A 12574-nucleotide genomic window follows, 5' to 3' on the forward strand; every position below is an offset into this window, starting at 1 on the left:
CTTTGCGGCGGCGCGTTGCCGTAGCCGTTGACGCCGTCGCCGCGTTGACAGGGAACGGAGGGGGTGCGGCTCCCTCTCGAACGAGGAGGGTTCCCTTGTTGGAGGCCGGCATGGAGACCGCTGTTTCGGGTGGGACCGCAGAAGGATGCGAGGGGCGCACGGTCGCCTCGCACGCGACGGCGCAGCACTGGCCGAGCCCGCAGTCCAGCGAGGCGCCCGAGGCCGAGCCGCTCGACCTGGTGACCGTGCCCGCGCGGCAGGGGCTGGAGGCGGTGGACATCCTGCGCCGGGGGTCGGCGGTGTCCGGGGCGGTGGGGCCGGTGCTGCACGACGGGCCGTGCGACACGGTCGGCTTCCTGGTGCCGCCGGGGACGGCGGACGGGTGGGACATGCCGGGGAGTGCGTGTACGCAGACGCTGGGGCGGGGGGTTTCGCTGGACATTCCGGAGCCGGGGGGGCCGGGTGCGGCCCAGGACGCGGTGCCGGAGCCGACCCCCGAGCCGCCCGTTACGGGGACGGGGTGGCTGCTTCCGCCGACCGATACCGTTCCGGTCACCGATCCGACGGCTTTGCGGCGGGCCCTGGGGGAGGCGGCCCGGCTCATTGAGGCCGCTGATCGATGTCGGTGACACCTGGTCGCGCTTCCCGGTGTCGGGTGCGTTCGGCCTTGCCCCGCCGGGGCGAGGGGTCCCCAGCCCCGCCCCTTCACCACTGTGCCCATGTGCGGCTGCCGCCGCGTGGCCGCGAGGCTGTGGACGGTTCCGTGCGGGTGCGTCGTGGCTGGTCGCGCAGTTCCCCGCGCCCCTGACGGGGCGCGTTGCCTGGGCGTACGGTCGATACTGGGGGTGTGGCCAAGAAGAACATCCCGAAGTCCCGGGTCCGTGGGGGTGCCCCCGAGGCGCTTGTCGAGACCGTGGACGGTGGGCTCGCCGAGCTCATACCCGACCGGGACCGGGACCGCGCCTGGACCCTGCTCCTGGACGGCGCCCCCCAGTCGCACGTCGACCTCGACGACCCCACCCACCTCGGCTTCGCCTACCAGCGACGCCTCGGTCACATCGTCGACCTGATCGCCCCCGCCAAGCAGCCCCTCCAGGTCCTCCACCTGGGCGGCGGCGCCTTCACGATGGCGCGGTACGTCGCGGCCACCCGGCCCCGTTCCACCCAGCAGGTCGTGGAGATCGACGTTCCGTTGGCCCAGCTGGTGCGCAGGGAGCTTCCGTTGGACCCGGGTGCGCGCATTCGGGTGCGTGGGGTGGATGCGCGGGAAGGGCTCGCCAAGGTGCCGGAGGGGTGGGCGGACCTGGTCGTCGCCGACGTCTTCAGCGGGGCCCGTACGCCCGCGCATCTGACGAGTACGGAGTTTCTGGGGGAGGTGCGGCGGGTGCTGAAGCCCGGCGGGCACTATGCCGCGAATCTGGCCGACGGGCCGCCGCTCGCCCATCTGCGGGGGCAGATCGCCACCGCCGCCGCTGTTTTTCCGCAGCTCGCGCTCGCCGCCGACCCGGCCGTGCTGCGCGGCAAGCGGTTCGGGAACGTGGTGCTGCTCGCCTCCGAGCTGGCGCTGCCCGTCGCCGAGTGGACCCGGCGGGTCGCCACCGACCCCCACCCGGGGCGCGTCGAACACGGGCGGGACCTGGCCGACTTCACCGGAGGGGCAGCGCCGGTCGTGGACGCGAGCGCCCAGCCCTCACCCGTACCGCCGTCGTCCGTCTTCACGTGACGCGAGCCGTGTCCTGAGGCGGACGTCAAGCCTCCGGCGGCGCGCCGTCACCCCGTACGGCTAGGACTTGGTGATCTCCACCATCGGCGGATGGTCGTGCCACGTGCAGAACACCGTCAGCCGTGCCGCACCCGCCGTGTACTCCACCCGAATCCACGACGGGTTCTTCCACACCTGCATCGCCCATCCCGCGTTGGGCACCGCCGACACCAGCTTCGCCGCGTCCTCGCCCATCGAGAACACCACCCGCCCCGCGTCCGTGTTCACCGGCTTCAGACGGCCGGAGGGCGGCGAGGAGGGCGGTGGGGCGGGCTGCCGGGCGGGCTTGTCGCTCGGCCGGTCGGGGGCCGGGTCGCGGCGCTCGGGGGGCCGGGCCGGTGGCCGCGTGGTCGCGGGCGGCTCCGAGGGGCGGTGCGTGGAGGAGGACTGCGGGGTCGCCACCTCCGCCAGGCTGCCGCGCTCGGGGGCGGTGCTGGGGATCGGCAGGGCGCGTGGCGGGTCGTACGCCGTACCGGACATCACCGTGTGCACGCCCCACCACGACAGGGTGACCGCGGCACCGGTGGCCAGCAGCCATGCCCCGGTGTGCATGAGTCCTCGTCGCATCCGTGTCATCCTGCACCACGCGTCACCCGGCCGTGTCAGGGGGCTCCGCGCCGGGTCACGAGGCGGTCGCGGGCGTGGTCCCTGGGGGCGTCCGACGGACCCGAATGGCGTACGGTGCGGCCCATGGCAAGTGTGCTCGTGGTCGAGGACGACCAGTTCGTACGCTCCGCCCTCATCCGGCACCTGACCGAGGCGTCCCACACCGTGCGGAGCGTCGGAACGGCCCTGGAGGCGTTGCGCGAGGTCGCTCATTTCCGCTTCGACGTGGTCGTACTGGACCTCGGACTGCCCGACCTGGACGGGGCCGAAGCGCTCAAGATGCTGCGCTCCATCACCGACGTACCGGTGATCATCGCGACCGCGCGGGACGACGAGGCCGAGATCGTACGGCTGTTGAACGACGGCGCGGACGACTACCTGACGAAACCTTTCTCGGTCGAGCACCTGTCCGCCCGGATGGCCGCCGTGCTGCGCAGGTCCCGTTCGGCCACGAGCGCCGAGCCCGCGCCCAGCGTGATCCGGGTCGGCGGTCTGGCCATCGACCCGCTCCGGCGACAGGCCGAGTTGGACGGCGTACGACTGGACCTGACCCGGCGCGAGTTCGACCTGCTGACCTTCCTCGCCGGGCGGCCCGGGGTCGTCGTACCGCGCAAGGAACTCCTCGCCGAGGTCTGGCAGCAGAGCTACGGCGACGACCAGACTATTGACGTGCATCTGTCCTGGCTGCGTCGCAAATTGGGTGAAACCGCCGCCAACCCCCGCTATCTGCACACCCTTCGGGGTGTGGGCGTCAAGCTGGAGCCCCCCGCGTGAGGTGGGCCCTGGTGAAGGTCTGCCTGGCCGTCACCGCCATGGTCGTGGTCGCCTTCGCGGTGCCGCTGGGGCTGGTGATCCGGGAGATGGCGGGCGACCGCGCCTTCTCGGGCGCCGAGCGGCAGGCCGCGTCCATCGGCCCGACCCTGTCCATCACCATCGAACGCGAGCCGCTGGAACGGGCGATGGCCATCACCGAACCCGGCAGCAAGGGGTGGATGGCCCTGCACATCCCGGAGGTGCGGGAGGCGGGCCACGCGGTGCGCCCCGCGCAGGAGATCGGCACCAGCCGCTCCACCGCCGAGGACGTCGCCGCCACCCGCCGCATCGGCCGCGCCTACACGGCGGCCGTCCCCGGCGGCTCGGTCCTCCTCCAGCCGACGGCCCTCGCCAGCGGCAACATCGCCGTCGTCGAGGTCTTCGTTCCCGAGTCGGACGTCAGCAACGGGGTCGCCACCGCGTGGCTGGTGCTGGCGGGGGTGGGTCTCGCGCTGATCGTCGGCTCGGTGGCGGTCGCGGACAGGCTCGGCGTACGGATGGTCCAGCCCGCCCAGCGGCTCGCGGGCGCGGCACAGGACCTGGGGGAGGGGAAGCTGGGGGCGCGGGTGCCGGAGGAGGGACCGACGGAACTCAAGTCGGCGGCCGTCGCCTTCAACTCCATGGCTGACCAGGTCGTACAACTCCTGGAGAACGAACGGGAGTTGGCGGCTGATCTCTCGCACCGCCTGCGCACCCCCCTCACCGTGCTCCGGCTGAACGCGGCCTCCCTCGGGGACGGCCCGGCGGCCGACCAGACGCGGGCCGCCGTCGAGCAGCTGGAGCGGGAGGTCGACACCATCATCCGCACCGCCCGCGAACACCGGCCGCAGACGCTGCCCGCCACCGGGGCGGGAGCGAGCGCGGGCTGCGACGCCTCCGAAGTCATCCGCGAACGCATGGCGTTCTGGTCGGCGCTGGCGGAGGACGAGGGCCGCGAGGTGCGGCTCGCGGGCGTGGACCGCCCGGTACGCATCCCCGTGGCGCGGCCCGACCTCACGGCGGCACTGGACGCGCTCCTCGGCAACATCTTCCGGCACACGCCCGAGGGCACGCCCTTCTCCCTGGACGTCCACAGCGGGGACGACGCGGTGATCCTGCTGGTGTCGGACGCGGGCCCCGGCATCACGGACCCCGAGGCGGCACTCGCCCGGGGCAACAAGGGCGACCGGGCGGGGTCGACGGGCCTGGGCCTGGACATCGTGCGCCGGGTGGCGGAGTCGACGGGGGGCGACGTGCGGATAGGGCGGTCCGTCCTCGGAGGCACCGAGATCCGCATGTGGCTGGCGCTGAACGGGGGGCGCTCCGCGCGGAGCCCGAAGCGGGGCCACCGGGTGGTCCGCCGGGCCTCCCGGCTGCGCCGGGGCACTCCGCAGCCGCGCTGAGGACGCCGGCCGGGCCCCGGACCGGCCTCGCCCGGCCCGGCCTGACGTGCCTGGCACCCGCCCCGTCGCTACGGCCTGATGCGGGCCGCCGCCGTCTCCTCCACCCTCCGCTTGAACTGGCCCAGGTCGTAGTTGGCCAGCGTCTTGTCGAGGTTGGTGAGAGCGCCGAGGTACTCCACGAAGCCCTGCGGCTCGTACTCGATCTGCAGCGCCACCCGGCTCGTCGTGTCGCTCAGCCGGTGGAAGGTGACCACGCCCGCGTGCCGCACCCCCGCCGTCGTGTGCCACGCGATCCGGTCCTCCGCCACCACCTCCGTCAGCTCCGCGGTGAACGCCTTGTCGGCGCCTGGCAGGCTCAGCCACCAGGTGAACGTCCGCGCGTCCACCGGGTCGACGCGGTGCACGTGGGAGAGGAAGGTGGGCCACTGGGTCACGTCGCTCCACAGCGCCCAGCTGTCCGCCACCGGGGCGTTGACGTCAATGGTCTCGACGATCGAAGACGACATGGTGCGCTTCCTCCTTGGTACGGGTTGTGCTCTCTTCGCCGTGCCGCCTACCCGCATTGCCCGGCCTGATCCCCGCACCGGCGGACGGCGGCCGCGGGGGCCCTGGACGAGGCGGCCGCACCCGCCGCCAGCAGTTCGACATGACCGTCACCGCGCCCCGTCAGGGGCGCGGGGAACTGCGCGACCAGCCACCCACTCACCTGCACGGACCCGTGCAATCGCCGCGCGGCGAGCGCTTTAGGGAAAGGGGCGGGTTCGGGGCCTCTCTGCCTGAGCGGCACGGGCTGAAGCGTCCGGTACGGGGGCGGGCCGGGGCCCCTTCGGACGCGTACCCGGCGCAGGCGCTTGCCAAGGGGCGGTACCCGGGTGGGCCGGGAGCGGGAGGGGCCGCCCCCTTGCCCGCCCGTTCCGCCCCCGGGGGGCGGCCCCGCCGCCCAAGGGGGCTACGGGGAAGGGGGGAAGGGGGGCGGAGCCCACGGGGCGGGGCGGTAAGAGGCGGAGCAAGGGGGCCGTACGTGCAAGGGGGTTCAGGCCGGCAAGGTGGCGTGCGCGCAAGGGAGTTCACCCCAGCGGCTGCAGCGCCCCCGCCCTCGCCACCCCCTCGTACCACCGCGCACTCGCCTTCGGCGTCCTCCGCTGCGTCGCGAAGTCCACATGCACCGCGCCGAAGCGCTTGCCGTACCCGTACGCCCACTCGAAGTTGTCCATCAACGACCACAGGAAGTACCCGCGCACGTCCGCGCCGACCGCCAACGCCCGCTGCACGGCGTCCAGATGGCCGTGCAGATAGGCGATGCGCTCCTGGTCGTCGACCGTACCGTCGGCCCCCGGCTTGTCGTCGTACGCCGCCCCGTTCTCGGTGACGTAGAGCGGGACGCCCGGCGCCATCTGCCCGTACTGGACGAGGAGTTCGTACAGCCCCGACGGGTCGACGGACCAGCCCATCGCCGTCCGCTCGCCCGGCGGCTGGTGGAAGGCGACGGAGTCCGCGCCCGGCCAGGGGGAGTGGTCACTGGCGCCGTGCCCGTCCGAGCGCGGGACGTCGTCGCCCGGGGCGTGCGAGACGACGGCCGGGGTGTAGTAGTTGATGCCCAGCCAGTCGAGGCGCTGCCGGGCCAGCTTCTCGTCGCCGCGGCCGATGAACGACCAGTCGGTCAGGCGTGCGGTGTCCGCGAGGAGGTCCTCGGGGTACGCCCCGTGCAGCAGCGGGCCCGTGAAGACCCGGTTGGCGAGGGCGTCGATGCGGCGGGCCGCGTCCCTGTCCGCCTCCGACGACGGGTCCAGCGGGCGTACGACGCTGGGGTTCAGGCTGATCCCGATCTTCGCCTTCGCGGGAAGGCGGGCCCGCAGCACCTGGGTGCCCAGCCCGTGCGCGAGGTTGAGGTGGTGGGCGGCGCGCAGGGCGGCGACGGGGTCGGTGCGGCCGGGGGCGTGCACCCCGGAGGCGTACCCGAGGAAGGCGCTGCACCAGGGCTCGTTGAGCGTGGTCCACAGCTCCACCCGGTCGTCCAGCGCCTCGGCCACCAGGTCCGCGTACTCCGCGAACCGGTACGCGGTGTCCCGCTGCGGCCAGCCGCCCGCGTCCTCCAGCTCCTGGGGGAGGTCCCAGTGGTAGAGGGTGACGGCCGGGGTGATCCCGTGGTCGAGAAGGTCGTCGACCAGGGCGCGGTAGAAGTCCAGCCCGCGCTGCACGGCCGGGCCCCGGCCGGTGGGCTGGACACGCGGCCAGGAGACGGAGAAGCGGTACGCGCCCAGGCCCAGGTCCGCCATCATCGCGACGTCCTCGGCCCGCCGGTGGTAGTGGTCGCAGGCCACGTCGCCGGTGTCGCCGTTCTCGGTGCGGCCGGGGGTGTGCGCGAAGCGGTCCCAGATGGAGGGCGTGCGGCCGTCCTCCGTCGCCGCCCCCTCGACCTGGTAGGCGGCGGTCGCGGACCCCCACAGGAAGCCGGGCGGAAAGCTGCCAGAAGACATGATTCAACTCCGGTGAAGACAAAGGGTGTTGACGCGGCCGGGAGGTCAGCCCTTGACCGCGCCCTGCATGATTCCGCCGACGATCTGCTTGCCGAAGACGACGAACGCGATCAGCAGCGGCAGCGTCCCCAGCAACGCGCCCGCCATGATGACGGACTGGTCGGGGATGTACCCGCGCCCGAGCCCGGTCAACGCGACCTGCACGGTCGGGTTGCCGTTCTGGGTGAGCGCGATGATCGGCCAGAAGAAGTCGTTCCACGCCATGACGAAGGTGAGCATCCCCAGCACCGCCATTGCGGGCCGCGCCGCCGGGAACACGACGTGCCACATGATCCGCAGGCTGCTCGCCCCGTCGACGCGCGCCGCCTCGATCAGCTCGGTGGGCAGCGCCTCCATCAGGTACTGCCGCATGAAGAACACCCCGAAGGCGCCCACCAGCGTCGGCAGGATCACCGACTGGAGCTGATCGGTCCACGACAGTTTGGCGACCATCATGTACAGCGGTACGACGCTGAGCTGCGGCGGCACCATCATCGTGCCGATCACCAGCAGCAGCAGTGCGTTCTTGAACCGGAACCGCAGCTTGGCGAAGGCGAACCCGGCGAAGGTCGAGAACAGCACCGTCCCCGCCGCCACCGTGGTCGCCACCACCAGGGTGTTGAGCAGCGCCACGCCCATGTTGGCGTCGGTCCAGGCGATTTCGAGGTTCTTGAAGAGGTTCCCGCCGAACCAGAACGGCGGCGGCGTCTGCGCCAGCCGGGTGTTGTTGCGGGAGGCGGCGATCGCCGTCCACACCAGCGGGAACAGCGAGCCGACCGTGAACACGATCAGGATCGCGTACGTGATCCTCCCGCCGTGCCGCTGCTTACCGGCCCGGCGCACCCCGCGCCCCGCCTTCGCCGCAGCCGGGGCCGGGGGTCGCTTCCGTACGGTCACTGTGCTCATCAGCCGCGCCCCTCCGCACTCTTGGCCAGCCGGCGGGAGATCAGCCAGTTCACCAGCCCGATCAGCAGCAGGATCAGGAACATCGTCCAGGCGATGGCCGAGGCCCGCCCGAGGTGGAGGTTCACCCACCCCTGCTCGTACAGGTAGAGCCCCAGCGTCTGGAACTGGTGCTCCGAGCCGCCGGTCGCCCCCGCGCTGCCGCTGAACAGCAGCGGTTCGCCGAACAGCTGCGTCGCGCCGATCGTCGAGACGACCACCGTGAACAGGATCGTCGGCCGCAGCGACGGGATCGTCACGTGCCGGAACTGCTGCCAGCGCGACGCCCCGTCCAGCTCCGCCGACTCGTACAGGTCGTGCGGGACGGCCTGCATGGCCGCCAGGTAGATCAGCGCGTTGTAGCCGGTCCACCGCCAGATGACGATCGTGGACACCGCGAGCTGCGAGGTCCAGGTGCCGTTCTGCCAGTCCACCGGGTCGAGCCCGACGACCCCCAGCGCCCAGTTGATCATTCCGTAGTCGCGTCCGAAGAGGAGCACGAAGACGAGGGTCGCCGCCGCCACCGACGTGGCGTACGGAGTCAGGGCGGCGACCCGGAAGAAGGACGAGCCGCGCAGCTTGAAGTTCAGCAGGTGCGCGATGCCCAGTGCGATGAGCAGCTGCGGGACGGTGGACAGCAGCCCGATGGTGACGGTGTTCCTGAGTGCGTTCCAGAAGAACTCGTCGCTCATCAGACGGCTGAAGTTCCGCAGGCCCACCCAGTTCATGTCGGTCGGCGCCGTCAGCTCCACCTGATGGAGCGACGCCCACCCGGTGTAGAGGAGCGGGAAGAGCCCGAAGGCCAGGAAGAAGACAAAGAACGGTGCCACGAAGGCGTACGGGCTGAACCTCACGTCCCAGCGGTGCCGCCGACTGCGCCACCCCGGCCGCTCCCCTGCGGCTGCCTTTCCCGCGTCACCCGCCGGGGCGGCCGGGACGGACTCACTGCTCACGCTGCTCATGCGGCGTACCCTCCCCGCTCGCCCGTCCGTCCCGTCCGGCCCGTCAGTCCCACGTGTCCCACCCGCTCACTGGTCGAGGGCGTTGTCGATCGCCTTCACGGCCGCGTTCCAGCCATCCTCGGGCGACTTGCCCTTCTGGTCGACCTGAAGCATCCCGATGTCCGCCATATTGGTGTTGATGACGAGGTCCTTCGGGCCGAGGATCTGCACCGGCACCCCCTTCGCGGCGGCGGAGAAGATCTCCCCGATGGGCGCGCCCCCGAAGTACTCGTGCTTCGCCCCGGACACCACCGGGTCGGCGTACGCCGTCTGGGCGCTCGGGAAGCTGCCGCGCTTGGCGAACAGGGTGGCCTGCTGGGCGGGCGCGGTCAGCCAGGCGGCCAGCTTCGCGGCCTCCGCCTTGTTCTTCCCGGCCTCCGGGACGGTCAGGAAGGCGCCGCCCCAGTTGGAGGGCTTCGGCGCGGCGGCCACGTCCCACTTGCCCTTGCCCGCGGCCCCCGCCTTGTCCTGGATGTAGCCGAGCATCCACGGCGGGCAGGACACGGTGGCGAACTGGCCGTTGGCGAAGCCCTGGTCCCAGCCCTTCTGGAACTGCTGGTGCTTGGCGGTCAGCCCGGACGTCGCGGATTCGGCCGCGATGTCCCAGGCCTCCTTCACCGCCGGGTTCGACTTGTAAATGACCTTGCCGTCGGCGTCGTAGAACCGCTTCTCGGTTCCGCCCATCACCGCGGCCAGCAGCCCGGACGCCGAGTCGAGGAACTTCGTGCCGTCCGGCGCCTTCGCCTGGTACTGCTTGCCGACCGCCAGGTACTTCTTCCAGTCCCCGGCCCACAGCTTGCCGACCGCCCCGCGCTCGGTCGGCAGCCCGGCCTTCTGGAAGAGGTCCTTGCGGTAGCAGATCCCCGTCGGCCCGACGTCCGTGCCCAGCCCGACCGTCTTGCCGTCCTTGGCCGTCCCCTGCGCCCACTTCCACGGCAGGAACGCGTCCTTCGTGACGCCCTGGACCTTCCCCAGGTCCATCAGCCGGGCCGACTGGGTGGCCGTGATCTCGGCGATGTTGTTGACCTCGACGGCCTGGATGTCGGAGAGCCCGCTGCCGCTGGTCAGGTGGTTCAGGAGCTGCGGGTAGTAGTTCTCGTTGCGCTCGATCGAGTTCTGCTCGATGACGACGTCGGGGTGGGCCTTCATGTACGCGTCGAAGAGCCCGGCCTCCTTCATGCCGAAGGCCCCGAAGACCCCGACCTTCAGTACGGTCTTCCCCTTCTGCCCGGCGGCCGTGCCACCGGTGGCGCCCCCGCCCTCCGGCGGATCGTCCGACGCACAGCCGGACAGCAGGGCGCCGCAGAGCAGCGCGGCGGTGGCGGACAGCGCGACGGCGCTCTTCGAACGGGTCCTGCGCACAAGCTTGATCTGCATAGCGACCTCCTGAAGCCCGATGGGTCAGGTACGGTGGGAGCGCTCCCACGAGTGATGTGTTGAAGGTTCGCGGCTCCCCGCAGGGGTGTCAAGGCACCGGACAGCGAGACTTGGCGTCATCAGCATGTGGACGCGTCCGACCATGGAGCGTCCACACGCGCGGAACGGTCGGGAGGGGTCGATTCAATGGCGATACGGGAAACGGGCGGCCGGAGCACGCCGCGCGGCGCGCGCGGAGCGGGCCGCCCCACGCTGGAAGAGGTCGCCGCGAGGGCGGGCGTGGGCCGGGGCACGGTCTCGCGGGTGGTCAACGGCTCGCCCCGGGTCAGCGACCGGACCAGAGCCGCCGTCGAGGCGGCCGTGGCGGAACTGGGCTACGTACCCAACCGGGCCGCCCGCGCCCTGGCCGCCAACCGCACGGACGCGATAGCCCTGGTCGTCCCCGAGGCGGAACACCGCTTCTTCGTCGAGCCCTACTTCTCCGACATCCTGCGCGGCGTCAACAACGCCCTCGCCGACACCGACATGCAGCTCCTGCTGACCATCGTCGGCAACGACCGCGACCGCGCCCGTCTGGCCCACTACCTGGCCGGGCACCGCGTCGACGGCGTCCTGGTGGTCTCGCTGCGCGCCGACGACCCGCTCCCCGACCTCCTCACCGACCTCGGCATCCCCGCCGTGATCAGCGGCCGGCGGTCCGCCGCCGAACCGCTCCCGTGGGTGGACGCCGACAACGTCTCCGGCGCCCGGCAGGCCGTCGCCCACCTGGCCGCGCGCGGCCGCCGCCGGATAGCCACCATCACCGGCCGCCTGGACATCTACGGCGCCCGGTGCCGCCTGGACGGCTATCGCGACGGCCTCGCCGAGGCGGGCCTGCCCGCCGACGACGCCCTGATCGCCCCCGGCGACTTCACCGAGGAGGCCGGCCGCAGCGCGATGGAAACCCTGCTGGCCCTGCCCGAGGCCCCCGACGCGGTCTTCGTGGGCTCGGACGTGATGGCGGTGGGCGCCCGCCAGGTGCTGCGCGAACGCGGCATCAAGGTTCCCGAGGACATCGCCCTGGTCGGCTTCGACGACACTTCGATCGCCCGCCACATGGACCCGCCGCTGACCAGCGTGCGCCAGCCCATCGAGGAGATGGGCCGCCTGATGGCCCTCACCCTGCTCTCCGAGATCGCCCGCCCCTCGCTCCCGGTGGGCGTCCCGCGCCCGCCGCAGCCGCAGCTGATGCTCCCGACGGAACTGATCCCCCGCACCTCGTCCTGACCGCAGGCCGGGGGGGGGACCCCGGAAAACGACCAAGGCCCCGATGCGATCGAATCGCATCGGGGCCTTGACCCTTCAGGGTGAGTGACGGGACTTGAACCCGCGGCCACCTGGACCACAACCAGGTGCTCTACCAACTGAGCTACACCCACCATGACCGGTCTTGTGCTGCGTTCTTCCGACCGGCTGAGAAAAAGTGTACAGGGTTCGCGAGGGTGCTCGCGCCCAGGTTTTCCGGGGCCCCTCGCAGGGCCCCCTCAACCTCCTACCGGCCCCCCTCAGCAGGGATGACGTACTTGGCGGCGATCTTCTTCGCGGTGTCGGAGTCCGGCCCCGGCTGCGGCACGAACACCGCCTCCCGGTAGTAGCGCAGCTCCGCGATCGAATCGCGGATGTCGGCGAGCGCCCGGTGGTTGCCGTTCTTGTCCGGACTGTTGAAGTACGCCCTCGGGAACCAGCGCCGTGCCAGCTCCTTCACCGAGGACACGTCCACGATCCGGTAGTGGAGGTACCCCTCCAGGTCCTTCATGTCGCGCGCCAGGAAGCCGCGGTCGGTCCCCACGGAGTTCCCGCACAGCGGGGCCTTCCCGGGTTCCTTCACATGCTCCTTGATGTACGCCTGGACCTGCTCCTCGGCGTCGGCGAGGGTCGTGCCCTGCGCCAGCTCGTCGAGCAGCCCGGAGGACGTGTGCATCTGGCGCACGATCTCCGGCATGGTTTCCAGCGCGGCGTCCGGCGGGCGGATCACGATGTCCACGCCGTCGCCGAGCACGTTGAGCTCCGAGTCGGTGACCAGTGCGGCCACCTCGATAAGTGCGTCGTCCGTCAGCGAGAGCCCGGTCATCTCGCAGTCGATCCACACCATGCGATCGTTCATGCGGCTCACCCTACGGGTCGCACAGGCGCCTG

At 71.8% G+C, this 12574-nt stretch carries 12 protein-coding genes and 1 tRNA gene; 5 read left to right on the forward strand and 8 right to left on the reverse strand.

Going from position 1 to position 12574, the window contains the following annotated elements:
- Positions 1–110: 110 nt before the first annotated feature.
- Together ACIO3O_RS19065 and ACIO3O_RS19070 are read left to right on the forward strand one after the other, a co-directional pair.
- A complete protein-coding gene (locus ACIO3O_RS19065; protein ID WP_401747066.1) occupies positions 111–629 on the forward strand; it encodes a hypothetical protein in 519 nt (172 codons plus the stop codon).
- Between the two features lie 233 nt (positions 630–862).
- Complete coding sequence (locus ACIO3O_RS19070; RefSeq protein WP_401747158.1) at positions 863–1723, forward strand: spermidine synthase; 861 nt, start codon at positions 863–865, stop codon at positions 1721–1723.
- Between the two features lie 60 nt (positions 1724–1783).
- On the opposite strand, the gene ACIO3O_RS19075 is transcribed toward ACIO3O_RS19070, so the two are convergent.
- The gene (locus ACIO3O_RS19075; protein WP_401747069.1) at positions 1784–2329 is read right to left on the reverse strand and encodes a hypothetical protein; all 546 of its coding nucleotides are present in this window, start codon (positions 2327–2329) and stop codon (positions 1784–1786) included.
- Between the two features lie 123 nt (positions 2330–2452).
- On the opposite strand from ACIO3O_RS19075, the gene ACIO3O_RS19080 reads away from it, so the two are divergent.
- Both ACIO3O_RS19080 and ACIO3O_RS19085 read left to right on the forward strand, forming a co-directional pair.
- Positions 2453–3142, forward strand: coding sequence for a response regulator transcription factor (locus tag ACIO3O_RS19080; protein ID WP_401747072.1), 690 nt, complete (start codon positions 2453–2455; stop codon positions 3140–3142).
- The gene (locus ACIO3O_RS19085; RefSeq protein WP_401747074.1) at positions 3139–4563 is read left to right on the forward strand and encodes an ATP-binding protein; all 1425 of its coding nucleotides are present in this window, start codon (positions 3139–3141) and stop codon (positions 4561–4563) included. Before ACIO3O_RS19080 ends, ACIO3O_RS19085 begins: the two co-directional genes overlap by 4 nt.
- Before the next feature lie 68 nt (positions 4564–4631).
- Here ACIO3O_RS19085 and ACIO3O_RS19090 read toward each other — a convergent pair whose 3' ends face one another.
- From ACIO3O_RS19090 to ACIO3O_RS19110, 5 genes are all read right to left on the reverse strand, one after another.
- Complete coding sequence (locus ACIO3O_RS19090) at positions 4632–5069, reverse strand: SRPBCC family protein (protein ID WP_401747077.1); 438 nt, start codon at positions 5067–5069, stop codon at positions 4632–4634.
- Positions 5070–5630: 561 nt separating this feature from the next.
- On the reverse strand, positions 5631–7040 hold the full coding sequence (locus ACIO3O_RS19095; protein WP_401747080.1) for a GH1 family beta-glucosidase: 1410 nt from the start codon (positions 7038–7040) through the stop codon (positions 5631–5633).
- Between the two features lie 45 nt (positions 7041–7085).
- The gene (locus ACIO3O_RS19100) at positions 7086–7985 is read right to left on the reverse strand and encodes a carbohydrate ABC transporter permease (protein WP_401747083.1); all 900 of its coding nucleotides are present in this window, start codon (positions 7983–7985) and stop codon (positions 7086–7088) included.
- Complete coding sequence (locus ACIO3O_RS19105) at positions 7985–8983, reverse strand: carbohydrate ABC transporter permease (protein ID WP_401747086.1); 999 nt, start codon at positions 8981–8983, stop codon at positions 7985–7987. The genes ACIO3O_RS19100 and ACIO3O_RS19105 overlap by 1 nt, the downstream gene beginning before the upstream one ends.
- Before the next feature lie 66 nt (positions 8984–9049).
- Positions 9050–10399, reverse strand: coding sequence for an ABC transporter substrate-binding protein (locus tag ACIO3O_RS19110; RefSeq protein ID WP_401747088.1), 1350 nt, complete (start codon positions 10397–10399; stop codon positions 9050–9052).
- 186 nt (positions 10400–10585) lie between these two features.
- Between ACIO3O_RS19110 and ACIO3O_RS19115 the strand changes: the two genes are divergently transcribed.
- Positions 10586–11665, forward strand: a complete 1080-nt coding sequence (locus ACIO3O_RS19115; protein ID WP_401747090.1) for a LacI family DNA-binding transcriptional regulator — start codon at positions 10586–10588, stop codon at positions 11663–11665.
- 79 nt (positions 11666–11744) lie between these two features.
- On the opposite strand, the gene ACIO3O_RS19120 is transcribed toward ACIO3O_RS19115, so the two are convergent.
- Positions 11745–11817 (reverse strand) — tRNA-His (locus ACIO3O_RS19120).
- A 113-nt stretch (positions 11818–11930) separates the two neighbouring features.
- Complete coding sequence (gene orn, locus ACIO3O_RS19125; protein ID WP_401747092.1) at positions 11931–12542, reverse strand: oligoribonuclease; 612 nt, start codon at positions 12540–12542, stop codon at positions 11931–11933.
- Between the last annotated feature and the right edge of the window lie 32 nt (positions 12543–12574).

This window comes from Streptomyces sp. NPDC087440 (assembly GCF_044744005.1).
GTDB lineage: Bacteria > Actinomycetota > Actinomycetes > Streptomycetales > Streptomycetaceae > Streptomyces.

Bases quoted from the DNA above. Each gene is read 5' to 3' on its own strand.
- ACIO3O_RS19065 (WP_401747066.1), top strand. From the start codon at position 111: ATGGAGACCGCTGTTTCGGGTGGGACCGCAGAAGGATGCGAGGGGCGC.
- ACIO3O_RS19075 (WP_401747069.1), bottom strand. From the start codon at position 2,329: ATGCGACGAGGACTCATGCACACCGGGGCATGGCTGCTGGCCACCGGT.
- ACIO3O_RS19080 (WP_401747072.1), top strand. From the start codon at position 2,453: ATGGCAAGTGTGCTCGTGGTCGAGGACGACCAGTTCGTACGCTCCGCC.
- ACIO3O_RS19090 (WP_401747077.1), bottom strand. From the start codon at position 5,069: ATGTCGTCTTCGATCGTCGAGACCATTGACGTCAACGCCCCGGTGGCG.
- ACIO3O_RS19095 (WP_401747080.1), bottom strand. From the start codon at position 7,040: ATGTCTTCTGGCAGCTTTCCGCCCGGCTTCCTGTGGGGGTCCGCGACC.
- ACIO3O_RS19100 (WP_401747083.1), bottom strand. From the start codon at position 7,985: ATGAGCACAGTGACCGTACGGAAGCGACCCCCGGCCCCGGCTGCGGCG.
- ACIO3O_RS19105 (WP_401747086.1), bottom strand. From the start codon at position 8,983: ATGAGCAGCGTGAGCAGTGAGTCCGTCCCGGCCGCCCCGGCGGGTGAC.
- ACIO3O_RS19110 (WP_401747088.1), bottom strand. From the start codon at position 10,399: ATGCAGATCAAGCTTGTGCGCAGGACCCGTTCGAAGAGCGCCGTCGCG.
- ACIO3O_RS19115 (WP_401747090.1), top strand. From the start codon at position 10,586: ATGGCGATACGGGAAACGGGCGGCCGGAGCACGCCGCGCGGCGCGCGC.
- orn (WP_401747092.1), bottom strand. From the start codon at position 12,542: ATGAACGATCGCATGGTGTGGATCGACTGCGAGATGACCGGGCTCTCG.